The organism is Prosthecobacter sp., assembly GCF_044378005.1.
GTDB lineage: Bacteria > Verrucomicrobiota > Verrucomicrobiia > Verrucomicrobiales > Verrucomicrobiaceae > Prosthecobacter.
On the sequence record NZ_JBILYB010000016.1, the window covers coordinates 1 to 26,386 of the forward strand.

Here is a 26,386-nt window from a genome sequence, read left to right on the forward strand (position 1 = left end):
CCTGGGCGTCCTGCATCTGATCGGCGCTGCATTGCTCTACTGGGTGTCCACGTTGAAGGATTTCAGCAGCTTCTATCCGGTGCTCATCGCCTACACCATCACTTACATGGCTGGGCATGGACTCACGAATGCTCTGACCCTGCATCACTCGAAGAATCCGGCGAAGGAGTTCCCCTTCGTCATGTGGATGGCCAGCGTCGGCTGGATCGTCGCGGGCCTCACGGTGAACTGGCTCAAGTTCGCCGACAACGCGGGCATGTTCCAGCTCGCGTCAGCCGCGGCACTTGTCATGGGCCTCTACTCGCTAACCCTTCCCCACACGCCACCGAAGGGGGCCAACACGCCTGTCTCAGTGGGCGCGCTGCTCGGGTTCGATGCGATCAAACTGTTCCGCGACCGATCCTTCGCGACCTTCATGATCTGCTCCTTCCTCATCTGCATTCCGCTCAGCTTCTACTTCACTTGGACAAATCAGTTCATGACCGAGATGAACGTCTCTGATCCCACTGCCAAGATGACGCTCGGTCAGGTGTCCGATGTCGTCTTCCTGCTGATGCTGCCCTTCCTGCTGCCACGGCTGAAGGCGAAAGGCATCCTCATCATCGGCATGGCTGCCTGGGCCGTTCGCTTCAGTTTGTTCGCGCTCTTCCATCAACAGCCGACCGCGCTCTGGATGCTCTACACCGGCATCCTGCTGCATGGCATGTGCTATGACTTCATCTTCGTGATGGGACGCATGTATGTGGACAAGCGCGCAGGTGAAGACATCCGCGCCGCCGCTCAAGGACTGCACGCCATCTTCACGCTCGGAGCGGGCATGTTTGTCGGCTCCTGGCTTTCAGGCATCGTCGCGCAAAAATACACGCACGGCACCATGCACGACTGGCAGGCCATCTGGCTCATCCCCGCCACGATGGGCGCAGTTCTGGTGATCGTCTTTGCCCTGCTCTTCAAAGACAACACAGCGAAGGAACCCGCAACGACTTAGCTTCACTTCGCTTCTTCCAAGATCCTGTTCATGGCCTCGGTGTGGGCTTTGACGATGCCATCAAAGGCGGTGTATTGATCCTGACGAAGCAGGGCGCGGACGCGCGGGTAGTAACGATGGAAGATGTCGAAGCGCTCGCGGGTCGCGGGCTCGGTGTCGGCGATCTCGCGCACGAACTGCTGCGCCTCGGGCAGGAGTCGTTGCTTCTGTGCGGGTGTCAGGCTGAGCTTTTGATCAAAGAAGAGGATCAAGGCGCGCGGTGTGATGACGCGGCCCGAGGTGCTGGAGAACTGAGCGGCTGATCCAGCCGGGGCTGGCGGCATGGAGTAGCGCCCGGTGGCGATGCCTGCGGCGAAAATGCAGGCAATCAAAAGCGCGATGCGGAGTGTGCGGAAGAGTTCCATGGTGAATGAAGTGGAGTGTTAGAATGGAAAGCCGTCGTCTGGAGCCGGACGGGCGGTGAAGAGCGAGAGTATGGCATCCGAAGGTGGTGGCTCGGGGCGCAGCCAGATCGTGACGCCGCAGATGATCAGTGCCAGCACCAGCGCACCTGAGGCTGTGCGTTCCCAGATCAGCGAAGTGCTCGGACGAGCGGCCCAGCGGGCAGCGATGCGGGTGACGAGAGCAGGCGGGAAGTCACTGTCATCCGGCTGTGACGCGGCGGATGCCTCACGCTTGAGCGACCAGAGTTGATCCAAAGCTTGGCGGGTATTTTTCTTCATGACGTGGGTGGTTCAAGTTTCTCAAAAGCACATTTCAAACGATGCCGGGCGCGGAACAGACGGACGCTGGCGAGGCCGAGATTCCATCCCGCTTCTGCCGCGACATCGGGCAAGGTGCGCTGCGCGAGTTCGACTTCGCGCAGCAGCCAGGCATCAAGCGGACGCAGCGTGGCGAGAAGTCGATCAAGCAGTCCAGAGGCGGTATCCACGGATGAGCGAGTCACCTCGCCGGGCATGTTTTCCAACAACGAGCGCTGCTCTTCACTGAGATCACCGAGTCGCTGAACGGGACAGGCTTTCTTCCGCCGCAGTCGATCAATGCAGGCGTATCGCGCAAGCCGCGATGCCCAATGCTCCAGCGGCGCATCACCGCGATAACTGGAGAGCTTTTGGAAGATCTTGAAGAAGATGTCCTGCATGAGGTCTTCGCTGTCCTCACTCAGCGTGGGGTAGGAGTGAACAATCCGGCGGAGGTCCGGCCCGAGGCGTGCCACGAGCACACGCGCCGCAGATTCATCACGCTGCTGCACGCGCGCGATGAGTTCGCTGAGTTCGTCACGGGTGTCGGCCATTCGTTGACGAAGATGCCTGCGAGTCGCTGTGATGAAAAGGAAGGATTCACGGCCCGGCCCTCCGCAGTCTGAAGAACCCACGCGTCGATGTGTCTTTGTTGATGCTTTGCGTGGTGGTCGTGAGCGAACTCGTCGGCAGTCCGCCCATCGGCAGCCACGCGCTGAGGTCGGCACTTGCCTCCACCGACCAGCCCTCATGCGTCACCGGCCACGCAAGCTGGAGCAAAGGCGGGTTCGGTTGCGTGATCGAGATCTGTGGCCACGCGCGCCATTCGCCGCGGGCGATCCAGGCGGTATTCGTCGTGGGAGCGACGCTGTTGTCGTAGCCGCCGATGTAGAGCGCATCTTCAGCGAAAGGCGACACGGCGATGCAGCGCGTGGCGCGCAGGTTGGGCGCGTAGCCGAGGTCGGCGACTTCATACGTTGCGTCGCGGTGGCGGATGAGGAAATGGGCGTCGCTGTCAATCCAGAGCGTGATGAGATGCACGAGTTCGCCGGTGACGGGATGCGTGACGGGCGTGAAGGCGTTGTAGCCGATGCGAATGGCGGAGGAGCGCAGCGTGTTGTTGTTCCACTGGCGCGCGAGGAAGTCGCGCACATCGAGTTCGACGGTGGCGGCGTGGTCCTTTGCAGGATCGATGCGCTCGATGGAGCCGGTCCACGAACGCGCCACGAGCAGCACCTCACCCGTGGAACCGCGAGGATCGAGCACCGTCGTCAGTCCGCGCACGAGGCGGGCCTCCTCCGGCGCGGCGGCCACGTTTTCCTGTGTGAGCCAATGATACACGGGCGACCATAGATGGGTAACATCGTCGCGTTTGTAGAGTCCTCCGGTGCCGCTGGTGCTCAGGCCGCAGGCGGCGTAGAGATCGCTGTTCGCATTCGCAAACCCCGTGACAGGACCAGTGCCCGTGAGTTCCGGTCCGCTTGCCCAGATGAATCGCTCCGCCTGCAACGGCGCAAACACGCCGCTGTGAATCTCGCCGCAGGAGATGCCGGCGAAGATGTTCTGCACGGTGATGGCAACGCTAGCATCATAGTGCGCGCCGATGCACAGCGGCACGCCGCCGGAAAGGCTGTGAATCTCCGAGTGCTGCCAGTTGTCCGGCCCGAGGCGCGTGCGGATGCCGACTAGTGCATTGCCCTGCGGCACCACATCCGAGAAGCTGGCGACCAGCACGCCGACACCGCTGCCAGGGAGCGGCGTAGAGTCGGCGAGTGTGAAGCGCAGGTTCTCCATCGCCTCCATGCGCAGGTGGGCGATGAGTTGCGCGTCCTGCACCCACGAGCCAGTGGCGTTGTCCAGACAGAGAATCTGCACGCCGGTGAAGCTACCGTTCACTGGTAGCGTGGAGCCTTGACCAGCAAAGAGCATGTCGTTGTAAGCCGTCATGTGCGTGATCTCCGTGCCACGCAATGCGGTGCTGCCACTCGCATGATGGCTCTCGGCAAACGGCATCGTAGTGAACCCGCTCGGTGATCCTGGGTAGTCCGGCAGCTTGATGCCGGTGCGGCAGCGATGCGCCACGCCACTGCGGTTGTAAGTGACATACAGCTCATTGCCGATGATCACCGTGTCAGGCTGGCGATGATCCGTGCCGCCCGCGTCATCCACGCGGCGCGCGAGCCGATGTGTCGTATCGGGTCCGAGGCTGAGCAGCCAGATCTCCGTCGCACCGGAGGTGAGCGGATCATCATTCTCATAGGCCGCGCAGGAGAAATAGGTCGTGCCATTGAGCACGCGCGGCTTCATCGAATAGAGAAAGCGCGAGGGCACACTGAGCGTGGCGAATGGCGCTCCTGAACTCCGATACAACGTGATACCTGCGTGACCCGTGATCGACGCGATGCACGTTTCGTTGTTCAGCTCCGGGCACTGAAACGCCACGCTCGTCGGTGGCTCCGTGTAGGCTGCGGCGACACCCGTCGGCACGTCTTCGAGTTCAAACTCAGGCGTCGAGTAATCGAGATCATCCCAGGCCCAGCGAGGCCGCGCGAGCTGCGCGGTCCAGGCTTTGTAGTCGGCGATCATCTGCGTCACGCGCGTGGGATCAGTGCTGGCGATATTGTTCGTTTCGCCGGGGTCTTCGTACAGGTTGTAAAGCTCCCACGACGAGGCTGCGCTCATCTTCACGAGCTTAAAGTCGCCTTGCCGGATCGCTCTCATGCCGTCCTTCACATCCGGTGCAGTCGATTCCGGTGGTGGTGGCAACTTTCCATCGGTCTCCACGCGCCAGTAAAGCGTGCGCACCGGAGCCGGTGCCTGGCCTTTGAGCCAGGGTAGCAGATTCACACCATCGAGCTGCCACGCCGCAGGAATCACATGGCCCGTGGCGGCGATGGCGGTGGGCAGAATGTCCAGCGTGCTCACCGGCGCGGACTGCACCTGAGCCGGGATTGTGTCCTTCCATTGCACGATCAAGGGCACGCGGATGCCGCCTTCATAGAGGTCCGTCTTGCGACCTTTCAGCCCGCCGTTGTCAGCGCCGAAGTTTGGATCGCCGCCATTGTCGCTGGTAAAAAAGATGATCGTGTTCTCCAGAAGATTGTGCTCGACTAGTTTCGCCACCAGCGCCGCGACAGCGTGGTCGAGACCGAGCAGCGTGGCCGCCATGTCGTTGCGAATCCCTGTGGACGGCGCTGCGTGCAGAGCCAGCTCGTCGCGGAGCGATAGCGGAGTCGGCAGTTCACCGCTGTCATCGAAATGCACCGCGCTGAATGGCGCGTAGAGGAAGAACGGCTGCGCGTGATGAACCTCGATGAACTCCAAGCATTTAGTGCCCAGCTCCTGCGTCAGGTATTGCAGCGGCGGATTGGCAGGCACCTGCATGAAGTCGTCGAGAATGGGGTCTGTCTGATTGGCGGGCTGGTTGGCATTGAAGTAGTTGTGATGGCTGCGCAGGTAGCCCCAGAACCTGTCGAAGCCGCGATTGCGCGGATGATACTGCGACTGGCTGCCGAGGTGCGACTTGCCGATCCATCCCGTGGTATAGCCGAGTTGAAGTTCTTTGAAGCGATTCCCCATCGTCGCCTCTTTGACCGGCAAGCCAAATTCATCGACGCCTTCGAGGCTCGGCCCCGGATTCGTCTCATGCCCAAACCGCTGCTGGTAGCGCCCCGTCAGCAATCCAGCGCGCGACGGACTGCACACCGGAGCCGTGGCATACGCGTTGGTGAACTTCACCCCGTTCAGCGCCAATGAATCAATCGCCGGCGTATAGACATCCGGCGTCCCCATGCAGCCCAGGTCGTGCCAGGAGAGGTCATCCGCGACGATGACGATGACATTGGGAACGGCGTCTGCCGGTGCGTGGCAAAGGAAGGCCAGGAGGAGCAACAGTGGGAATCTGAATCGGGAAGATGAAGGGATCATACCTCTCACGACGCATGAGTGGGTGGTGGATTACACCTCTGCACAAACTTCTTCACGCACTCATGCATGGCATCAAACAAGACCCGTTCGATTGGCGGCGTTGTGTGTTCATGCGCTACCTCTTCCTCACTTTTCTCTGTCTCCAAGCCCACGCCGCCGACTTCCGTGTCGGTGCGGCCCAGGTGGACATCACACCACCGCCGGGGACACCGATGGCAGGCTACTATGCCTTCCGTGCAGTGGGCGGCACGCTGGACCCGATCTTTGCCAAAGCCATCGTCGTGGAGCAGGACGGCACTCATGCGGCGATGGTCGTCATCGATCTCTCGGGCACCACGCGCCCCATCGTTGAGGCCGCGCGCAAAGCGGTGCAGGAGCAGTGCGGCATCGAAGGTGATCATGTCATGATCTCCGCCACGCACACTCACACCGGGCCTCAGCTCGCACGCGGATCGCTGATGGATGACATCACGAAAGCGAACTCACCGCCCGGCCTATCCTACATGCAGGCACTGCCTGGCTACATCGCTCAGGCAGTGAAGGCGGCGAAGGCCAATCTCTCCTCTGCCCTGCCCTCGGTGGCCATGGGCAAGGCGGAGGGCATCAGCTTCAATCGTCGCGTGCTGCGCGATGGCGTGGCCGAGGCGATCTGGCAGCCAAAGACGATCGACCCCACCAAAGAACGCCCCGCCGGACCGATTGATCCCGAGGTCGGTGTGCTGGTGTTTCAGGCGGAAGGCAAGCCTGTGGCGAGTTATCTGAACTTCGCGATGCATCCGACGAGCATCGGCGGTGGCGTCAAAATATCCGCCGACTATCCCGGCGTCTTCTCGCGCCTCGTGGCCGAGCGTCATGCACCGGGCATGGTCTGCCTCTTTGCCAATGGCTGCTGTGGGAACATCAACCACGGCGACTACATCACCGGCAAGCGCCGCACCACGCTCGAACTCGGCAGCGCGCTTGCCGATGCCACCACCGCCGTGTGGCCAAGTTTGAAACAAGTAAGCACTCACAAGCCCCGCATCCGCAGCGAGCAGGTCACCCTCCAGCGCCGCAGAGTGAGTGAAGCGCAGCTCGCCAAGGCGAAAGACATCGCCAGCCGCATGATGACCGAGAAGCTCGGCACCGTGCCGATGGCCGAGGCCGTGTGCGTGCTGGAAACCGTGGCAAAGAAGGACGTGCCACTGCGCGCTGAAGTACAAGTCATCTCCTTCAGCGACGATCTCGCCATCGTCTCCCTGCCTGGCGAGATCTTCGTGGAGCTGGGGCTCGCGTTGAAAAAAGCCTCGCCCTTCAAGCACACACTCATCGCCGAACTGGCGAACGGCAGCATCGGCTATGTGCCGAACCGTGAAGCCTACCCGCAGGGCAACTACGAGATCGTCAGCGCACGCGGTGAAGCGGGCAGCGGTGAAAAACTCATCGAGACAGCGCTGAAGCTACTGAACGAGGTAAAGGCGGGCAACTAGCTCGGGCGGCAGTACGGCGACCTCCCGCGCCCGCATCTTTGCCAGCATGGTCATGGAGCTTCAGTGAGGCGGAGTGGGCGATCCAATGTGAGCCTTCACGATTCGCACGATCACGAGGAATGCCACGACCAAGCCGATGCCGACGGCATTCTCCCGCCACGAGGGCGGGAACACCAGCATGTAGCCTGCATCCTTAACCAACGCAGCAAAGCTGGAGACACAGAACGGCATCAGGAACAGTCGAAAGACCACCCACGGGTCCATCTTTGCCGCATTGCCGGATGACGACCTCGTGCTGAGGATCAGCGCCACGCCGATGATGCCGCTGAGGCCCAGCGAGGTCAGCCAGATACGCGGCGAGGCATCGAAGTGATGGATGATGCTCACCGCCCACCAGATGAAGTAGCACCATAGAATGGTCCGCCCCGTGGAGAGGTTCTGGAGGTAGCGGACGAGAGGCATGGAAGAGAAATGAACATCTTCCATGCCATGTCGAGGACTGCGCCGAAAGTGTCACCCCTGGCGCAGGGAGAACAGGCGAACGGACTTACTTCAGCTCCTGAATGCGGATGTTCCGCCACATCACTTCCTTGCCCACGGCTTCCGTCTTCTTGCCGATGCCATGAACCTGGAGCGCGATCACGCCTTCTCTGGTCAGGTCATCGGTGAAGTCAGCGGCAGCGACGCCGTTGATGAAGGTCTTGATGCTGCTGCCACGGCACTCGATGCGGGCCGTGTTCCACTCGCCCTGCTTGAATGCCTTGCGCGCGGCCTCGTTGTTCTTCAGGTCAAAGAGCCAGCCGCGGCGGCCTTCATCATAGACACCACCGGTGTAGGCGCGGGCGCTGGGGTCGATCTCGAACTGGTAGCCATGCACGCGGTCGGCAGGGAATTTCTTTTTCTTCCCGGCGATCTCCACCTCCGTCTCCTGCGTGTAGTAGTTGCTGCGGAACTGCACGCCCGAGTTCATCGAGGGGTCCACCTTGAACTCCAATTCCAGGATGAAGTCGGCATACTTCTTGGCGGTGCAAAGGAAGGAATTCCCCGTGCCCGCCACCGTCTTGCCCACCACCGCGCCGTCCTGCACGCGATACTCGGCCGTGCCGCTGTGCTGCTCCCAGCCGGTCAGAGTTTTGCCATCAAAGAGAGGCACAAAGGCATCTTCGGCAGAGGCGGAGAAAGCAAGACCAAGGAAGGCGGCGGCAAGAAGTGGGCGGTGGATCATAGGGCCGTGGTAAACGACCCCTGCCAAAGACTCTTTCGCTCGAGTGACATCAGGAAACCTCACGTCCGAGTCATAAAGCGCGTCCGGTTTTCTCTCGCCATTCGGGAAGCTCATGCGCACACTCAGCGCTCACTTTCCAACCACCCGCATGAAACGCTACGCCCTCGGCATCGACTATGGCACGAACTCCTGCCGCTCCCTCCTCATCGACCTCGACAACGGCGCGGAGGTGGGATCGACAGTCTTCAACTATCCCAGCGGTGAGATGGGCATTCTACTTGATCCGAAGGACCCGCATGTGGCACGGCAAAACCCACAGGATTACCTCGACGGGCTCGAATCCGTGACGCGCGGCGCTTTGCAGCAGGCGGCGGAAAAGGTGCCTGGCTTCGATCCCGCCCAGGTCATCGGCATCGGCATCGACACCACCGGCAGCACGCCCATCCCCGTGAACAAGGATGGCACTCCATTGGGCTTGCTGCCCGAGTTTAAAGGCAACCTCAACGCCATGGTCTGGCTGTGGAAGGACCACACCGGCCACGCAGAGGCAGCAGAGATCACGAAACTCGGCCAGGAGATGCGGCCCAACATCATGGCCAAATGCGGCGGCATCTACTCCAGCGAATGGTTTTGGAGCAAGATCCTGCGTCTGCTCCGTGTGGACTCGAAGGTCTTCGAGTCTGCGTTCAGCTTCGTGGAGCATTGCGACTGGATTCCCGCCGTCTTGACGGGCAACACGGATCCCCTCACGCTCAAACGAAGCGTCTGCGCTGCCGGCCACAAAGCCATGTTCAGCACCGAATGGGGCGGCCTGCCGGACAAAGAGTTCCTGGGGAAACTGGACCCGTCCTTGTCTGACCTCCGAGATCGTCTTTACAGCGAAGCTCACACCACGGACACGAAGGCTGGCGGTCTCTGCCCTGACTGGGCCACGCGCCTCGGTTTAAAGGAAGGCACGGCGGTTTGTGTCGGAGCCTTCGATGCGCACACTGGCGCGGTCGGTGCGGGCATCAAGGAAGGCACCTTGGTGAAGATTCTCGGCACCAGCACCTGCGATCTCATGATCTCTCCCACCAGCAAACCGCTGGCAGACATCCCAGGCGTGTGCGGCATCGTGAATGGAAGCGTTTTGCCCGGCTACTATGGCATCGAAGCCGGGCAAAGCGCCGTGGGTGACATCTTCTTGTGGTTCGTCAATCACCTCGTCCCCGACAGCTATGGCGCGACGGTGGGCGAGAAGTTCGCCAACATGGAAAAAGCCATGGAAGGCAAGAAGCCCGGCTCCACAGGCCTGCTCGCACTGGATTGGAACAACGGCAACCGCACCGTGCTTGTCGATGTCCGCCTCACCGGCCTGCTACTGGGTCAAACACTCCACACTGAGGCCCACGAGATTTACCGTGCCTACATCGAGGCCACTGCCTTCGGCGCGCTGACCATCATCAAGCGAGTGGAAGACTACGGCGTGAAGATCGAGGAAGTCATCAACACCGGTGGTCTCAGCATCAAGAATGCCGCGCTCATGCAGTGCTATGCTGACATCATCGGCAAGCCGATGAAAGTCAGCCAGAGTGAGCAGACCTGCGCCCTCGGTGCCGCCATCTTCGGAGCCTGCGCCGCCGGAGCTGGCACCTGGCAGGAGCTTCAGGCCAAAGTCACCGCCGTGCGTGAAAAGGTGTATCACCCGATCCCTGACAACGTCGCCGTCTATGCCGAGTTGTATGCTTTGTATCGCACCTTGCATGATGCCTTTGGCACCGCCGACTGGAGCGGCAAGATGAATCACATAATGAAGCAGCTCCTGGACATTCGGGCGAGGCAGAGTTGAGGTAGTGACTCATCGCCATGAAGCTCATTGGGACAATTTTGCTGAAGTATCTGAAGTGGATACTGCCCGTGATGCTTCTAGACGGATGCTTCAATCGAGATCCGAATTTGATTATCAATGAGAAGTTCAGCATGTCCGCCATCTGCGGACGCTGTCCGATGACGCTTCATAACAGAGATCCGAAATGGAAGGAAGAATGGACGGCAGTAAGGGACCTGGAAGGCGAAGAGTTTAACAAAGCTGCTGATGCACTACAGGCCACTTCGCGCTGGGATCTAAATGAGATCGTTGAGTACAAGCTGTCGGACAAAGCCGTCATCGGCAGATCTGATGATCAAGGCTACTTCATCGCTGATCTTCGAGACGGAAGGCTGCATCTCTTCCCAGGGAAAGGTGAACGAGACCGAATGCTGCGGGAACAGTACCACCTGGACTCGGAAACCTCTTTTCACGCTCCTCCAGAATGGATGTGGATGAAAAGCCGACTTTTCTGGCCGTGGGTGGAACTCTATTATCTATGCTGTCTCGTAGTGATTCCATGGCGACTGGCTCGTTTGCAGAGTCAATCCGCGAAACGGCTGTACAAGCTATCCTCATCATAGCAGCCCAGGCAGAGCCCTTGAATTTCATGATTTAATCCTTAACCTCCTGCAATGCTTACCTGGGAACAACTCTGCGAAGACTAACGGTTTCAAGACCTGCCCTTCCAGATTGAAACCAACGCTCGTGGTCAGATTCTCATGATGCCGACGGCCTTGCATCAGGGCAATAATGCCAATCGAATCTCTCGCCAGCTGGGCGATGGTGAAGTCATCGTCGAATATGCCGTCGAGACGGCGGATGGGGTGAAGGAGATTGATCAGTCCGTGATGTGCCCAGGCTTTCCGAAAATCCTTCCAGCGAAAAGGTGATTTCTCAGAATCTGCGGATGCACCATCTCATGATCTGTCAGCCAAATTCAGGGTATCCATGCTCCGTAGCAATCCCGGATTGTGGAACTCATAAATGATTCATGCGATTTCGGCCATACCATCGAATTCAAATTCCGAAAAGCGTTCACTTGAACACATTCGAAACAGCCGCACACTACCCATGTGCCTGCTGCTCTCCATTCCCCTGCCCTGCGCTGGCTTTACCTCGATCTGAACTGCTTTTTCGCCAGCGTGGAGCAGCAGGAGCGGCCTGAACTGAAGGGGCTGCCGGTTGCGGTGGTGCCGATGGTGTCGGACTCGACCTGCGCCATTGCGGCGAGTTTTGAGGCGAAGAAGTTCGGGGTGAAGACAGGGACAAACATCGGCGAGGCACGACGCATGTGCCCTGGGCTGGTACTCGTGGAGGCAAGCCACGGGCGGTATGTGGAGTATCACGAGAAGATCAAAAAAGAGATCGAGCGGCATTACCCCATCGAGGTGGTGGCCTCGATCGACGAAGTCGGGCTCCTGCTCGACTCGCGGCATCAGAGCGAGCCGGTGGCGCTGGATCTGGCGCGGCGGATCAAGGCGGGGCTGCGGGACAAGGTGGGTGAGTGCATCACCTGCTCCGTCGGTATCGCGCCGAACCGTTACCTCGCGAAGGCGGCGAGTGATTTCCAAAAGCCAGACGGGCTGACGGTGCTGCGCCTGGAAGACATGCCTGAAAAGATCGCTCACTGGAAACTCACGGACCTTTGTGGCGTGGGGCGGCGGATGGAGCCGCGACTGCACGCGGCGGGTATTTTGACCATCGAAGATCTGTGGAATGCCGCGCCGGAGGATCTGCATCAAGTCTGGGGCGGCGTGGGTGGGGACCGCTTCTGGCACGAGCTGCACGGAGAGGATCTGGGACACTTCGCCACGCAGACGCGGAGCATCGGTCACAGTCATGTGCTGGCCCCTGAGTTTCGGAAACCGCCGGAGGCCGTGGTGGTGGCCCGGCGGCTGCTGTTCAAGGCTGCCAGCCGCATGAGACGCGAGGGCTACCGCACGAGCCTAGTGAGTCTGAGCGTACGCACGGAGGATCGGAATCGCGGTGATGCGGACCTGCGTCTGCCTGGCCACGTTTCGGATACCATTTCACTCATGCAGGTGATGGATCAGCTCTGGCCCGTGGTCATGGGCCAGGTGCGCTGGGCGCGGGTGAAAAAGGTGGCCGTGACGCTGCTCGATCTGAAGGCAGCCTCCACACCTGAACAATTGGAACTCTTCCCCGAGATGAACCCGACGAGCACCGAGGAACTGGCCCGGCGTGATCGCCTTTCCTCGGTGATGGATTCGCTGAACCAGCGCTACGGGCGGGACAGCATCGCGGTGGGCTTCGTCCCGAATCAGGTGAAGACCTTCTCCGGCACGAAGATCGCCTTTACGCGCATCCCGGAGAAGGCTGAATTTCAGGAGTGAAGAGAACCAAGCCCGGCGGGTTTCAAACCCACCGCACCAGATGACGAGTTGAAAACTCGTTCTACGGCCTACATCCGGCAGATGAGAAGCTCGCGCTCGTAGATCAGCTCTTTGGGAAGATGGGACTTCAGATCGAGGAAGAGTTCTTCATGCGAGAGGATCTCCTGGCGCCAGGCCGCACGGTCGAAGGCTTGCAACTCTTCGAACTTCTCTTTCGGGAAGTCGAGTCCGGTCCAGTCGATGTCCTCGTAGTGTGGCACCCAACCGACGGGGGTTTCTTTGGACTTTCCGTGACCGGTGGCACGATCGACGATCCACTTCAGCACGCGCATGTTGTCGCTAAAGCCGGGCCAGAGGAATTTGCCGTCTGCGCCTTTGCGGAACCAGTTCACATGGAAGATGCGCGGTGTCTCGGTGAGACGGCGCTGCATGGAGATCCAGTGGCGGAAGTAGTCGCCCATGTTGTAGCCGCAGAAGGGCAGCATGGCCATGGGATCGCGGCGCACTTTGCCGATGGTGCCAGCGGCGGCAGCGGTCATCTCACTGCCCATGGTAGCTCCGGCATAGACGCCGCCGCTCCAGTTAAAGGCTTGGAAAATGAGCGGCATGGTGGTGGCACGACGGCCGCCGAAGATGATGGCACTGATAGGCACGCCTTCGGGTTTCTCCCAATCAGGATCAATGGTGGGGCACTGCGAGGCAGGCGCGGTGAAGCGGGAGTTCGGATGCGCGGCTTTGATGCCTTTCTCCTTGGCGATCTCAGGCGTCCACTGGTTGCCCTGCCAGTCGGTGCATTTCTCGGGCGGAGTATCCGTCATGCCTTCCCACCAAACACCGCCGTCGGGCGTGAGTGCCACGTTAGTGAAGATGGTGTTCTTCCGCAGCGATGCCATGGCGTTCGGGTTCGTGTGATCGCTCGTGCCGGGTGCCACTCCGAAGAAGCCAGCTTCAGGATTGATCGCGTAGAGTCGGCCATCAGGGCCGGGTTTCAGCCACGCGATGTCATCACCCACGGTCCAGACCTTCCAGCCTTTGTCGGAGAAATGCTTCGGCGGGATGAGCATGGCGAAGTTCGTCTTGCCACAGGCGCTCGGGAACGCGGCAGCCACATAGGTCTTCTCTCCCTGCGGATTTTCGACGCCGAGGATGAGCATGTGCTCGGCCATCCAGCCTTCATCACGAGCCATGGCGGACGCGATGCGCAAGGCGAAGCATTTTTTACCAAGGAGGGCATTGCCACCGTAGCCGGAGCCGTAGCTCCAGATCTCACGCGACTCGGGGAAGTGAACGATGTACTTCTCTTTGTTGCAGGGCCAGGACACATCCTTCTGTCCTTTCTTCAAAGGTGCGCCGACGCTGTGCACACAGGGCACCACGCGCTTCTCGCCTTTGTCGATGATCTTGAAGACAGGCTTCCCGATGCGGGCCATGATGCGCATGTTCACCACGGCATAGGCGGAGTCAGTGAGCTGCACTCCGATCTGTGACATGGGAGAGCCGAGCGGCCCCATGCTGTAAGGCAGCACATACATCGTGCGACCTTTCATGCAGCCATTGAAGAGGCCACGGAGCTTCTTCTTCATCTCAAAAGGGTCCATCCAGTTGTTTGTTGGACCCGCACCTTCTTTGGAATGACTGCAGATAAAGGTGCGCTCCTCGACACGGGCCACATCGCTCGGATCGGACTTGGCGTAGTAGCAGCCGGGCCACTGCTTCTGATTCAGTTTGATGAAGGTGCCGCCGGCCACCATTTCATCGCAGAGGCGATCATACTCAGCTTTGGAACCATCCACCCAGTGGATGCGGTCCGGCTTGCAGAGGGTGGCCATTTTTTTGACCCATTTGATCAGGTGCGGGTTTTTACTGAGCGGTTTCGAGGGATCGGTCTTGGTACTCATTGGATTGGGGGGAGTTAATAACGCTAGTTCTATGCCACGGTTCCAGCTTCCGCGTCTCACCCGCTTTGGCGAGGTGATTCTTGCCGACAGATTTGCCTCTTGATGTGCAAGTCCTGCGGCATGTGGCTCGTGATGTTTTTGCCATCTCATCATGCGTGCCATTATTGTCCTCTTTGCCACCAGTCTCAGCGCCGCTGAGCCGCTGACGTTTCCCAGCACGCCGCCGACGGAGGCCAAGGATGCATCGAAGACCTTCCATGTGCTCGATGGTTTCGAAATGCAGCTCATCGCCGCCGAACCGCTCGTCACCGATCCCGTCGCCATTACCTATGACGAAGATGGCCGCGCCTACGTCTGCGAGATGAACGACTATCCTTACACGGACAAGTCCACGCACAAACCTAGCCAGGAGAACCCCACGGATGCCAACATTGGCAAAGTGCGCCTGCTGACCGACACGGATGGTGATGGCGTCTTCGACAAGGCCAGCGTCTTCGCAGAAGGCCTCTCCTGGCCCACGGGCCCGGCTTGCTGGAAGGGCGGCATCTTTGTCACCGCCACGCCGGATGTCTGGTATCTGAAGGACACGAATGGCGATGGCGTCGCGGATGTGCGGAAGAAGGTCTTCACCGGCCTGAAGAAGCTGAACGTGCAGGCCGTGATGAACAATCCCATCTGGGGTCTCGATCACCGCATCTACATCGCCGGAGGCACGAATGGTGGCGAGATTCGTCGCGCGGAGGGCAGCGAAGACGTGATGCCTTTGCCAAAGGACTCGAAGCCGCTGCCGATCAAACGCAACGACTTCAGCTTTGATCCCAGCACAGGCGATGTGCGCCTCGAAAGCGGCGGCGCGCGCTTTGGCAATACTTTCGATGACTGGGGCAACCGCTTTCTCTGCAACATCCGCAATCCCTGCCAGCACGTGGTCATCCCGCATCGCTATCTGGAAAGGAATCCCTATGTCAGCATCGCGAGTCCGCTGAACGACTGCGCCGAGGCGGGCGATCAACTGCCCGTGTATCGCACCAGCCCCGTGGAGCCCTGGCGCGACTTCCGCGCGCAGCGCTGGAGCAGCGAGGGCAGTCATCTGCCGAAGAGCGAACTCGTCGGCGCCGGCGTCGTCACCTCCTCCGCAGGCATCACCGTGTATCGCGGCGATGCGTATCCGCCGGAGTATCGCGACTTCGCCTTCGTGGCCGATGTGGCGGGGAATCTCTTCTACCGCATGAAGCTCGTGCCCGATGGAGTGACCTTCAAAGCTGTGCAGGTCGATGGCACGAAGAACTTCTGCACCAGCGACGACGTGTGGTTCCGCCCCGTGAACTTCACCAACGCCCCCGACGGCTGCCTGCACGTCTGCGACATGTATCGCGAAGTCATCGAGCACCCCTGGAGCATCCCGGATGACATCCATGAGGGCCTCGATCTGCTCAAAGGCAGAGATCGCGGCCGTGTGTATCGCCTCAAACCCAAAGGCTTCAAATCACGCCATCCCGCCATGCTGAGTCAGGCGACCACCGCCGAGTTGGTAGCTCTGCTGGATCACGCGAATGGCTGGCATCGTGAGACAGCGCAAAGGTTGTTGTTTGAGCGAGAGGATGCGGATGCACTTCCAGCACTGCGCACTATGCTCACCGAGGCCAAGACAGCCCAGGGCCGAATCCACGCGCTGTGGAGTCTCGAAGCCGCAGGAGCCATAGGAAAAGCCTCGACTGTGGATTTCCGAGCTGCGGGTCGTTTAAGCGAAACCAGCCAGCCGAAAGATAAAAAGGCTTGGCTGGCAGACGCGGGTGTATCCCAGTCCGGCTATGCCCTGCTGCTGCAAGCCGCGCAGGACAAGGATGCCAAGGTGCGACAGCAAGCTGTGCGCATGAGGCCGGAAGCCCTGATCGCCCCACGTGAAGTCGCTGAACTCTACAAACTGCGAACGGATGCGGATAAACTGCTGCGCGATGCTTCGATCATGGTGCAGATCGAGACGTTGATGGCTCACAGCCTCGTCTTCAGCCCCGCCGCTCTGCCACGTTTCGGTGAGGTTTGCATCGAGCATGATCAGCAGGCGCAAATCTTCCAATCCGCCCTGCTTGGCTGCGCAGAGTCATCCTTCCCGATGTTTGAGACAGTGCTGAAATCACCCAAGCTCACCCAGTCCCCTGCTCTTCAAAGCTTCCAGGTGGACCTAGCAGGCATGATCGGGCGCGCTTTCAAGAAAGGCGATCCTGATGCGCCCTACCATGTCATGCATCACCTCGTGCTCCGTGGCGCACCGGACGCCTTCAGTCGTCGTGTCGTGCAATCGCTCGCGTCGTCGCTGCGTCGCGGTGCCTCCTCTCTCGATGAAGCTGCGCTCAAAGATCTGAAGGACGCTGAGTCACGCGCTTGGATGGACAAGCTCAGGTCCGACACCCTCGCTGAATTGGGCGATGCCAAACTACCCGCCGAATCACGCATCGTGGCCCTGGGCCTTCTGCCCGATCTCATGCAAGCCAGCGATGCCTTGCCTCAGCTCACCGGTTTTCTCGCCGCTACTCAGCCTGCCGAACTCCAACTCGCCGCCCTCGATGCCCTGAACACCTACCGCGAGCCCGCCGTGGCGGACATCATCGTGGGAGCATGGAAGTCCTTCACGCCTGCGCTGCGGGACAAAGCTCAGCTCGTTTTACTGAGCCGAGCAGAGCGCATCCCCGTCCTGCTGGCGGCGCTCGAATCCGGCGCGATTCCGAAAACCCAGGTGTCCGCTGCCTCACGTGCCACGCTAGGACGGAACAAGAACGCCGACATCTTCGCGCGGGTGGCGAAGCTTTTTGGAGATAGCTCGAATCCGAATCGCAAGGCGGTGATCGACAAGTATCAGGCAGCTTTGACGACAAAGGGAGACGCCACCCGCGGAGCCAAAGTCTATGAACTGGCCTGCATGGCCTGCCATCGCCACCGCAGCCGTGGAATCGATGTCGGCCCGCATCTCGCGACGGTGAAGGCTTGGACCCCGGAGCAGCTCCTCACGAACATCCTTGATCCGAACCGCGAGGTCTCGCCGAACTTCGCGCTCTACATCATCGAGACGAAGGACGGGCGCACGCTCAGCGGCCTCGTGATGAGCGAGACAGCTGGGAACGTGGTCCTGAAGCGTGCCGATGGCGGTCAGGAGAGTCTTTTGCGCAGCGACATCCAATCGATCTCCAGCACGGGCACGTCCTTGATGCCTGAAGGTGTGGAAGCAGCGATCACGCCGGAGCAGATGGCGGATTTGATCGAGTTCCTGCGGCAATAAGCCGGGAAATGGGTGGAATCGGGAGGACTCATGTCCATCCCCTGGATTTCCTTTCTGGACATTCCCGGCCGAGTGTGAAAGCATTCATTCATCATCGGCGATGTAACGCCGATTTTGCTCTCCAGACCTCAGCCGTGCCAGTCGCTCCCTCCAGCACCAAAGTCGCCTCTGATCCTCACGCCGAATATCGGGAGGATTTCCTCCAGGCACTGCGCTGCATGATTCTCTCCCGAACCTTGGAGGAGAAACTCGGCAGCCTTTACCGCGCTGGGGGCCGCATTGTCGGTGGCGTGTATCTCGGGCGTGGTCAGGAGGCCTTCAGCGCAGCGGCTGGCATCCACCTCCGCTATGGTAAAGACGTTTATGGCCCTCTCATTCGGGATCAGGCGGGCCGAATCGCCTATGGCGAACCGGTGATCGACGCTCTGCGCACCTATCTAGGCACAGTGACCGGCCCCATGCGTGGCAGAGACGGAAACATCCACCGTGGCCGGCCAAAGCAGGGCTACATGGCCATGATCTCCCACCTCGGGAGTCTCGTTTCTGTGGTGGCCGGTGCTCTTTTTGCCCGTCGCCTGAAAGGCACCCTCGGCGACTCAGTCGGGGCCACCAGCATTGGCGATGGCGGCACCTCAACGGGTGCTTTTCATGAAGGTATGAACATGGCCGCTGTGGAGAAACTTCCCCTCGTGGTCAGCATCGCCAACAACCAATACGCTTATTCCACTCCCACGAACCGCCAGTTTGCCTGTGAAAACCTCGTGGACCGCGCCAAGGGCTACGGCGTCGAAGGTTACAGCATTGATGGCACCGACCTCCTTGCCTGTGTGACCACTTTCCGCACTGCCTTTCAAAGAGCCCGCGCCGGGCATGGGCCCCAGATCGTCGTGGGCCGTCTCCTCCGCCTCGGCGGTCACGGCGAGCATGATGACGCCTCTTATATCCCTGACCTCAAAAAGCACGAGCACGAAGGCCGTGACTGCCTCGTCGTCGCCCAGGAGCAGGCCATTTCCCATGGCTGGTCCAGTCAGGCTGAACTCGATCAATGGTATCAAAGCGCCCGCCGTGAAGTGGATCAGGCCACTTCTCTGGTCATGAAGGAGGCCACGCCCGATCCCTACCGGGAAAGCTGGCAGGCACTCTCGACCGTCGCGCTTGTGGAAGGGAATGAAGGATGAGCATCACTTATCTCGAAGCCATCCGCGAAGCCCAATACGAAGCCCTCCGGGACAACCTGGACGTTTTCCTTTACGGGCAGGACATCGGTGCCTTTGGCGGTGCCTTCAAAGCGACAAAAAACCTTAGCCGCGAGTTCCCAGGGCGCGTCTTTGATGCTCCCATCAGCGAAGATGCCATGATCGGCATGGCCGTCGGAGCTGCCATTGAGGGCGCGCGGCCCATCATCGAGATGCAGTTCGCTGACTTCTCCTCTGTCGGCTTCAATCAGATCGTCAATCAGGCTGCCACGCTCTTCTGGCGTACAAACACCCCCTGCCCCATCACCATCCGTCTGCCCTCCGGCGGCACTGCTGGGAGCGGACCCTTTCACAGCCAGAGCATGGAGAGCATCTACGCTCACTACCCTGGCCTCGTGATCTTGACGCCAGCCACTGTCGAGGACGCCTACTGGATGATGCTGGAAAGTGTGAAGCTGGATGATCCCGTCATCTTCTGCGAGCACAAGTTCCTCTACTACCACCTGAAGTCCGAAAACTTTGGCGAGGCCATGCCCATCGGCAAAGCCCGCATCGCCCGCCCTGGGCGGGATGCCACCATCGTCACCTACAGCGCCATGCTCCATGAGTGTCTCCGCTCCGCCGAGGAACTCCGGCTCGATGGCTACGAAGTCGAGGTCGTGGACCTCCGCTCCGTGAAGCCCATGGACAGCGACACCATCCTGGCCTCCGTCGCCCGCACCGGGCGATTGCTCGTCGTTGGGGAAACTTTCCCTTGGGGTGGAGTCACCGCCGAAGTCATCGCCCGCGTCTCCAGCGAGGCCTTCCATCTCCTGGATGCCCCGCCCATGCGGCTGAACTCCAAGGACACCCCGATCCCCTACCACCCGAACCTCTGGAAAGCCCACCGCCCGACCACGGCGAGCATCAGTTCGGAGCTCAGGAAGCTGTTGCGCTACTAAAAGAGGCGTTTTGAGGGCAAAAACCCGCTTGCACACCGGGCGGTCACCCCCATACTCCGGCCCCTCGCGAGCCAGCCCCCTCAGTTAAACTCGCCGTTGGTTTCCAGATCCACCTCCTCGGAGGTATGGATGGCTCGTCTGGAGGTAACCCGGCAACCCCACAACACCCCATGTCAGCACGTCTCGCACGATTCGAAATGCCGAACCGCCTCGTCAAAAACGAAGCCACGGCCACAGATACCTACGCTCAGTTCGTCGCCGAACCCTTTGATAAAGGTTACGGTCACACCATCGGCAACTCCCTCCGCCGCGTCCTGCTTTCCTCACTGGAAGGCGCCTCCATCACCTCCGTGAAGATTCGCGGCGTTGAGCACGAATTCTCCACCATCCCCGGCGTCGTCGAAGACGTGGTGCAGATCATCCTGAACCTGAAGAAGGTCCGCTTCCTCCATCACAGCGAAAGCAAGGAGCCACGCCTCCTTTCCATCACCTGCGAAAAAGACGGCTCCATCACCGCTGGCGACATCAAGGATGACAACCACTACGAAGTCATCAACAAGGACCTCGTCATCTGCCACCTCGACCGCAAGATCAAATTCGACTGCGAATTCGAAGTCCGCGTCGGCCGTGGTTTCGCCTCCTGGGAAGAGAACAAGCGTCCAGACATGCCCATTGGCGTGATCCCGATCGATTCCATCTACAGCCCGGTCACCCGTGTGAAGTACAACGTGGACAATACCCGCGTTGGCCAGAACACCGACTACGACAAGCTCGTGCTCGACATCTGGACCGACGGACGCATCACCCCGCATGATGCCCTCCTCCAGTCCGCCGCCATCCTGCGCCATCACCTCGACGTCTTCGTCAACTACGACGACAAAGCCGTCGAATTCGAAGCCGCCCCGGAAGCCCAGAGCGAGGAAAACGCCGAACTCCGCAAGCTGCTCAACATGAGCGTCAACGAGATCGAGCTCTCCGTCCGCGCTGCCAACTGCCTCAACAACGCCAACATCACCTCCGTGGGCCAGCTCGCCATGAAGAGCGAGGCAGAGATGCTGCGTTACCGCAACTTCGGCAAGAAGTCCCTCACCGAGATCAAAGAGAAGCTCGCCGAACTGGGTCTCTCTCTCGGCATGAAGTTCGACGCCGCGCTGCTTGAAGCCACCCCTGGTGGTGTCTCCCTCCTCGCCCGCAGCACCCTGCTGACCGACGACGATGAAGCCGACGCCATGGACTTCACCAAGCTGATCGACAGCAACATGCCCGACAGCGACGACGACGAGTAATTCCCCCCTCCCATTTACACCTTTAGAACTCCAGAAAAGACATGAACCACGGAAGAAAAGTTCCCAAGCTCCAGCGCGACGCCTCCCATCGTAAGGCCCTCCTGGCCAACCTCGCCTGCTCCCTCATCGAACACCGCCGCATCCGCACCACCCTGGCCAAGGCCAAGGCACTGCGCCCTTACGCGGAAAAGCTCGTGACCCTCGGCAAACGCGGCGACCTCCACGCCCGCCGTCAGGCCATTGGCACCCTGCATCAACCAGGCATCGTGAAGAAGCTCTTCGAAGAGATCGCCCCTGCCTCGAAAGAGCGCCAGGGCGGTTACACCCGCATCACCAAGCTCGGCCAACGCCGCAGCGACTCCGCCCCGATGGCCTTCATCGAGTGGGTGGACGCTTACGTGCCCAAAGCTGGCAAGGCCGTCGAAGCCGAAGTCGAAGTCGTCACCGCCGAAGCTGAAGAGGCCCCAGCCGCGCCAAAAAAGCGCGCGCCAAAAAAGGCCAAGGCTGAAGCAGCCGCTGAATAAACGGTAGAACAGTTTTCAACTCGTTCACTGACCCAGCGCGGATGCCCCAAAGGCATCCGCGCTTTTTTTGGCGCACCTCCCGGAAGCTCTCTGTCAGCTGCGCACTCCAAGTCCCGAAAAACAGGGTTCTGAATTCACAAATCCACCTTCGGCAGCAACGCCGCCATCGAATACGCCTTCGAGCCGACCCGGCAGTTACGGTAGAAACTAAAGCATTGAGCCAGTATCCGCATTCCTTTGGCAGAGGATCGGGCTACTGGAATCCAGAGCCCAACCGATCATTCGAATCTACAAAGGCTTCCCGTAAATGCTCTGGAACACCCGTGGAGAGTTGGGGTCGATGATCGTGATACCATCTTCACCAAAGCGGGCCGTGACCGTGGCCCCCTTCCCTTCCTGCATGTATTTCCAGTTCAGATCACGCACCTTTGCCGCTGCATCCACGATGGCGCAGGTAATGCGGGCTTCCTCCGCCGTCGGGTAAAGATGCGCCACCGAGTCACGACTGGCTCCGGCAAACTTCACCTGACAAATCGCCACTAACGCCACCGTGAGACTATCCACGCCGTAGCCGATGTAAGCCTTCGTGCCATCGTGGCGGAGGACATCGCGGGTGAAGTGGTTGTTGCTCGTGCGTGAGCCGCCGCCTGCATTCCACCAGCGGAAGCCGCGATACTGCTGATCGCTCTCCACCTTGCCATCAGCTCCTACGATCTCGTGCCCCTGATTCACCGGACCTTCGAAGTCCGCAGGCGTGACCCAGTTGTTGTGGAAGTTGATGCTCATGCCGTTGTCGAAATCGACACGCACCTGCACGGCGTCGTAGGCGTTGATGCCATCGCGGATGAGCCGCTTCTTCTGACCGACGGCTGTCAAACTCACCGGCTTGGATTTGTAGTAGCTCCAGATCAGATCCGTCCAATGCGGCCCCACATAGCTGAAGGGATCACTGCTCTCCACCCACTTGAAAGTGCTCGTGCTCACCTCCAGCGGCTCTTCGAGATAGGCCGTGCCGTAAAGAGGCGCTCCAATGCGGTTTTGGATGTCATCGCGGATACGGAGATGATCGGGGTCGTAGCGTTTGTGCATGTCCACGCCCACGATCAGGTTCTTCGCCTTCGCAGCGGCGATGATCTCGTCCGACTCCTGCGTCGTGAGGCACATCGGCTTCTCAGTGAGCACATGCACGCCCGCTGCCAGCGCGGCTAAAATCGGCTGCGTGTGCAGATGATCCGGCGTCGCCACGGCCATGACATCCAGGTCTGGAAAATCGCGCAGGATGTCATCCCAGGGTGCCTCACCATGGTAGCACTTCGGCTCACAGCCCGTGATCGCTTTGAAAGCCGCCGCCGACTTCTTCGCCGAGCCCTCCGAGCGCGTCGCCACCGCCACGAGATCAAACTTCACCGGTGCGAGCCCACGCGAATGCTCGTCCAGCCCCACCCGTGCAAGCTGCCCCGCGATACCGAAGCGCTGAAGATCCGCATAAGCACGGAGATGAACATCACCGCCGAACATACCGGCGCCGACGAGAGCGAGTTTGATGGTTTTGGGAGAGTCTGGGCTAGTGGGCATGGGTGGGAAGTATTTAGTAGAGAGTGTTTGGTCAGCACGGTCAATTCGCCGCCTCGATAAAGCTCAGCAGGTCGGCCATGTCCTGTACACTGAGGCCGCCTTCGAGGCCTTCGGGCATGAGGCTTTGGCCGGTGGAACTGCTTCCTTTGATATTGGCTCGCTGGAGTGTTACCGCCGCACCGCCCATCATCTTGAGGGACATGCTACTGGCATCGTCAGAGGTAATCACGCCCTGCACGGTCTGGCCTTCCTTCGTGTTCACCGTGTAGGCGATGTATTGGGAGGCGACTTCTTTATGCGGCTCCAGAATGGCGGTCAGCAAGGCATCGCGGCCCTTCGTTTTCACCGTGGTGAAGTTCGGCCCCACTTCGATGCCCATGCCATTGGCTTGATGGCAGGCCATGCAGCGGGAGATGTAATGGTTCTGGCCCGCTTTTGAATCGCCTTTCATGCCCACAGATGGCGCGAAGGTCTTCGCGACCTCTTCACGCGAAGGCGGGATGACCGACTTGAGTGCCGTCTTTGCCAGGGCAGCGACTTTGGCGTTCTTGTGCTTGATCAAATCCTGCACCTGCGACGCCGCGAGGTCGGTGGGAGCGGGGCCGGAGCCCATCGCCTCCAGCAAGGCGAGCGCTCCATCATCGCGTGAGAGCAATGTCGCGAGTGTCACCGTGCGTGCCTGCGGCTTAAAACCCTTCCAGGCAGTGAGCAACGAAGCCGTCGCTGCCATGCCAGCCAGCTCACTCAAAGCCTTCACGGCAGCGGCTTGCACGCGCTCGCTCTGATCGGCACCGAGACAGGCCGTCAGCGCTGCCTCACCCTGCTCCTTCGTGGCGAGCGAAAGCAGCTCGATGGCCTCGACCTTCGCGGCTTCAGTCGTCGTGCCTTGGGCCAAAGAGGCCGCTTGGGTAAACACGGCTGCCAGCTTGCCTTCCGCATCCACTTTCGCGATGGAGCTGCCTCCGCGACGAAGCCCTGTGGCGAAGGCTTTGATGCCTACCTGACGCACGGCCGGAGTCAGATCATCCGAGGACAGATGCTTCAACGCATCCTTGAGCGCCGCCTCGTCCCGCTGCTGGCCGATCATGCCAAACAAGGCTTCGGCGACAGCGGGCGTCAGGCCGGATGACTTCGTGCCTGTCATCTGATTCAGCAAGATGCCCGGCTGCGTGCCCGCACTGCTCAGCACCGCCGCCAGCATGAGCGGACTGCCAGAGGCTTGATCGAGCAGCTTCTTTTGCTGGCTCGCCAAAGAAAGCGCAGCGGTGGGTGTCGTGACTTCAAAGAACTGCGGCAGGACCATCCCGTAGGTGAAGCGGACGCGCGGTGACGCATCCTCGCTGGCACGCGCGATGTTTTCCAGCACCAGATGCTCCGCTTTGAAGCGAGCCGCCAGCACGACACCCTTTTCCCGCACCTGCGCGTCCTTGTCCGTGATCGCCTGAGTGATCACCGCCGAGTCGAGTGCCTTTAGCGAGGTCAGCGCATTCAACGCATGGATCTTCGCCAGATGGTTCTCGCCGCCGATCAGCGCCTTCAGCATCGGCACCGCCGCTTTGTCCTGCTTCTCATAAAGCAAGCGCTGCGCCGTGTCGCGATGCCAGCCGTTCGTGTGGCCGAGAGCCTTCACCAGTTCCTCGGTGCTCGCTTCCGCCAGCGTGACCTTCTGCCCTTTGCGCTCAGCGCCTTTGTCCGGCAAGATGCGCCAGATGCGACCGCGATCGTTGCCATTGTTGAGGTCGAGATGCTTCTTGATCTCATCCGGCACACTCCAGGGATGCTCGATGACCTCGCGATACATGTCGCAGACGTAGAGGCAGCCGTCGGGAGCATTGGCGAAGTTCACCACGCGCACCCAGGTGTCCTTGCTGGCGGCGAATTCAAAGCCTCGCTCGTCGGCGGGACGCTCGCCCACCAAATTGATGCCGTCTTCGGCATAACGGATCTGTTTGCGATGAATGAGCTGACCACCGGCATCGCCGCTGAAGCTGTTGTTCACGAACTCGGGCCCATAGGCATCGCCGCGATAGATCGTCGTGCCAGTTGCACCGGTGAAGTAGCCGCTCACGCGACCTCCGCCCTCGACCGCCCCCTTCACTACACCGGCGATGCGCCAGCGAGTGCGGATGATGCGCCAGGGCTCGTCCGGGCTCAGTCGGAAGACTTCCGCCGCTCCACCATCCACCGCGATGCTGCGTCGGCTCGGTGGCATGTCGTAGTAGGGATTGCGGGCGGAGTAGCGGTCATCGTAGAGCCAGTATTGGAGGTGATCCGAGTTCGAGCAGCCGAACTTCCGCCCGTAGTTGTCAAAGCTCATGCCATACTGCGCCCCACCGACCTCCAGCCCGAACTCATGGGTCAGCGGATCAAACCAGAAATCGCGTCCGCCCAGTTCCTGCTCGGGCAGATCGGGGCGCTTCAGGCACTTGATCTTCCCGCGATTGCCCCCGCCAGCCAGCACATGGATGCGATTGTCCTGGCCCCATTGGAAGCTGTTCATCAGCCCCTGCACGTTCAGGATTTTTAAACCCGTGCCAAAGCCCGTGTACACCTTCTCCCGCACCTCCGCCTTGCCATCGCCATCCTTGTCCTCAAAGCGCCAGATGTCCGGCGTCGCCCCCACATAAAGCCCGCCGTTCGCCCAAGTCAGGCCCGTGGGCCAGGGCAGGTCATCCGCGAAGACTTGCGACTTCTCGAAGAAGCCATCGCCATCCTTGTCCTCCAGCATCGAGATGCGCCCCAGATGCGGCGTCACATCGCGCATCTCGCTGTAGTCGATCATCTCGCAGGCAAACATGCGCCCGCGCTCATCAAAGCAGACCGCGATGGGGTCGCGCACCTGCGGCTCATTCGCCACCAACTCCAGCTTAAAGCCCTTCTTCACCTGCCAAGTGCCCGGCGCATCCTTCGGCTCCACCGCCGGATAGCGCGGCAGATCCTTCGCCGGATCGACATTCACCGCGTTCTTCGTTTCCCCATAGGCCTTCGCATAGGTCGTCTTCGTCTGGATGCCATCTTTCGGAGCCTGGGCAATCGCCAGCGGGGCGAGCAGGAGCAAAGGTAGAGTCAGGAAGGCAGGCGCGGCTTTCATAGTCAGGAGCATGGTTCATTACCAACGCGCCAACGCCCCCCGCCATCCA

General features: G+C 60.3%; 20 protein-coding genes. 11 read left to right on the forward strand and 9 right to left on the reverse strand.

Annotation, left to right across the window (positions count from 1 at the left end):
• The coding region (locus AC6FTP_RS05450) for an MFS transporter (RefSeq protein ID WP_497205891.1) at positions 1-988 on the forward strand (988 nt) is incomplete at its 5' end.
• A gap of 2 nt (positions 989-990) precedes the next feature.
• Here AC6FTP_RS05450 and AC6FTP_RS05455 read toward each other — a convergent pair.
• From AC6FTP_RS05455 to AC6FTP_RS05470, 4 genes are read right to left on the reverse strand one after another with little or no spacing between them, the layout of a single operon-like run.
• Entirely contained in the window at positions 991-1,392 is a 402-nt protein-coding gene (locus AC6FTP_RS05455; RefSeq protein WP_497205892.1) for a hypothetical protein, read from the reverse strand.
• 18 nt (positions 1,393-1,410) lie between these two features.
• Positions 1,411-1,710 carry a hypothetical protein gene (locus AC6FTP_RS05460; RefSeq protein WP_497205893.1) on the reverse strand — a complete coding sequence of 100 codons (300 nt, stop codon included), beginning with the start codon at positions 1,708-1,710 and terminating at the stop codon, positions 1,411-1,413.
• Complete coding sequence (locus AC6FTP_RS05465; protein WP_497205894.1) at positions 1,707-2,282, reverse strand: RNA polymerase sigma factor; 576 nt, start codon at positions 2,280-2,282, stop codon at positions 1,707-1,709. The genes AC6FTP_RS05460 and AC6FTP_RS05465 overlap by 4 nt, the downstream gene beginning before the upstream one ends.
• A gap of 46 nt (positions 2,283-2,328) precedes the next feature.
• Complete coding sequence (locus AC6FTP_RS05470; RefSeq protein ID WP_497205895.1) at positions 2,329-5,619, reverse strand: sulfatase-like hydrolase/transferase; 3,291 nt, start codon at positions 5,617-5,619, stop codon at positions 2,329-2,331.
• A 146-nt stretch (positions 5,620-5,765) separates the two neighbouring features.
• On the opposite strand from AC6FTP_RS05470, the gene AC6FTP_RS05475 reads away from it, so the two are divergent.
• Positions 5,766-7,124, forward strand: a complete 1,359-nt coding sequence (locus tag AC6FTP_RS05475; protein ID WP_497205896.1) for a neutral/alkaline non-lysosomal ceramidase N-terminal domain-containing protein — start codon at positions 5,766-5,768, stop codon at positions 7,122-7,124.
• Between the two features lie 60 nt (positions 7,125-7,184).
• Here AC6FTP_RS05475 and AC6FTP_RS05480 read toward each other — a convergent pair whose 3' ends face one another.
• Positions 7,185-7,586: a hypothetical protein gene (locus tag AC6FTP_RS05480; RefSeq protein WP_497205897.1), complete on the reverse strand. Its 402-nt coding sequence runs from the start codon at positions 7,584-7,586 to the stop codon at positions 7,185-7,187.
• 85 nt (positions 7,587-7,671) lie between these two features.
• Entirely contained in the window at positions 7,672-8,349 is a 678-nt protein-coding gene (locus AC6FTP_RS05485; protein ID WP_497205898.1) for a 3-keto-disaccharide hydrolase, read from the reverse strand.
• A gap of 148 nt (positions 8,350-8,497) precedes the next feature.
• On the opposite strand from AC6FTP_RS05485, the gene AC6FTP_RS05490 reads away from it, so the two are divergent.
• From AC6FTP_RS05490 to AC6FTP_RS05505, 4 genes are all read left to right on the forward strand, one after another.
• On the forward strand, positions 8,498-10,177 hold the full coding sequence (locus AC6FTP_RS05490; protein WP_497205899.1) for a ribulokinase: 1,680 nt from the start codon (positions 8,498-8,500) through the stop codon (positions 10,175-10,177).
• 17 nt (positions 10,178-10,194) lie between these two features.
• On the forward strand, positions 10,195-10,779 hold the full coding sequence (locus tag AC6FTP_RS05495) for a hypothetical protein (RefSeq protein ID WP_497205900.1): 585 nt from the start codon (positions 10,195-10,197) through the stop codon (positions 10,777-10,779).
• Positions 10,780-10,917: 138 nt separating this feature from the next.
• Complete coding sequence (locus AC6FTP_RS05500; RefSeq protein ID WP_497205901.1) at positions 10,918-11,088, forward strand: hypothetical protein; 171 nt, start codon at positions 10,918-10,920, stop codon at positions 11,086-11,088.
• Positions 11,089-11,271: 183 nt separating this feature from the next.
• Positions 11,272-12,552: a Y-family DNA polymerase gene (locus AC6FTP_RS05505; RefSeq protein ID WP_497205902.1), complete on the forward strand. Its 1,281-nt coding sequence runs from the start codon at positions 11,272-11,274 to the stop codon at positions 12,550-12,552.
• A gap of 68 nt (positions 12,553-12,620) precedes the next feature.
• Here the strand turns inward: AC6FTP_RS05505 and AC6FTP_RS05510 are convergent, their stop codons facing one another.
• Positions 12,621-14,450 carry a phosphoenolpyruvate carboxykinase (GTP) gene (locus AC6FTP_RS05510; protein WP_497205903.1) on the reverse strand — a complete coding sequence of 610 codons (1,830 nt, stop codon included), beginning with the start codon at positions 14,448-14,450 and terminating at the stop codon, positions 12,621-12,623.
• Between the two features lie 151 nt (positions 14,451-14,601).
• On the opposite strand from AC6FTP_RS05510, the gene AC6FTP_RS05515 reads away from it, so the two are divergent.
• The 5 genes from AC6FTP_RS05515 to rplQ all read left to right on the forward strand — a co-directional run bounded on the left by AC6FTP_RS05515 (position 14,602) and on the right by rplQ (position 21,671).
• Positions 14,602-17,724: a PVC-type heme-binding CxxCH protein gene (locus tag AC6FTP_RS05515; RefSeq protein WP_497205904.1), complete on the forward strand. Its 3,123-nt coding sequence runs from the start codon at positions 14,602-14,604 to the stop codon at positions 17,722-17,724.
• 134 nt (positions 17,725-17,858) lie between these two features.
• Complete coding sequence (locus AC6FTP_RS05520) at positions 17,859-18,902, forward strand: thiamine pyrophosphate-dependent dehydrogenase E1 component subunit alpha (RefSeq protein WP_497205905.1); 1,044 nt, start codon at positions 17,859-17,861, stop codon at positions 18,900-18,902.
• On the forward strand, positions 18,899-19,861 hold the full coding sequence (locus AC6FTP_RS05525; protein ID WP_497205906.1) for an alpha-ketoacid dehydrogenase subunit beta: 963 nt from the start codon (positions 18,899-18,901) through the stop codon (positions 19,859-19,861). The genes AC6FTP_RS05520 and AC6FTP_RS05525 overlap by 4 nt, the downstream gene beginning before the upstream one ends.
• Before the next feature lie 170 nt (positions 19,862-20,031).
• Complete coding sequence (locus tag AC6FTP_RS05530; RefSeq protein ID WP_497205907.1) at positions 20,032-21,147, forward strand: DNA-directed RNA polymerase subunit alpha; 1,116 nt, start codon at positions 20,032-20,034, stop codon at positions 21,145-21,147.
• A 41-nt stretch (positions 21,148-21,188) separates the two neighbouring features.
• Complete coding sequence (gene rplQ, locus AC6FTP_RS05535; RefSeq protein WP_497205908.1) at positions 21,189-21,671, forward strand: 50S ribosomal protein L17; 483 nt, start codon at positions 21,189-21,191, stop codon at positions 21,669-21,671.
• A 288-nt stretch (positions 21,672-21,959) separates the two neighbouring features.
• Here the strand turns inward: rplQ and AC6FTP_RS05540 are convergent, their stop codons facing one another.
• Both AC6FTP_RS05540 and AC6FTP_RS05545 read right to left on the reverse strand, forming a co-directional pair.
• Entirely contained in the window at positions 21,960-23,246 is a 1,287-nt protein-coding gene (locus AC6FTP_RS05540; protein WP_497205909.1) for a Gfo/Idh/MocA family protein, read from the reverse strand.
• Between the two features lie 40 nt (positions 23,247-23,286).
• Positions 23,287-26,349, reverse strand: a complete 3,063-nt coding sequence (locus AC6FTP_RS05545) for a PVC-type heme-binding CxxCH protein (protein ID WP_497205910.1) — start codon at positions 26,347-26,349, stop codon at positions 23,287-23,289.
• Positions 26,350-26,386 lie beyond the last annotated feature (37 nt).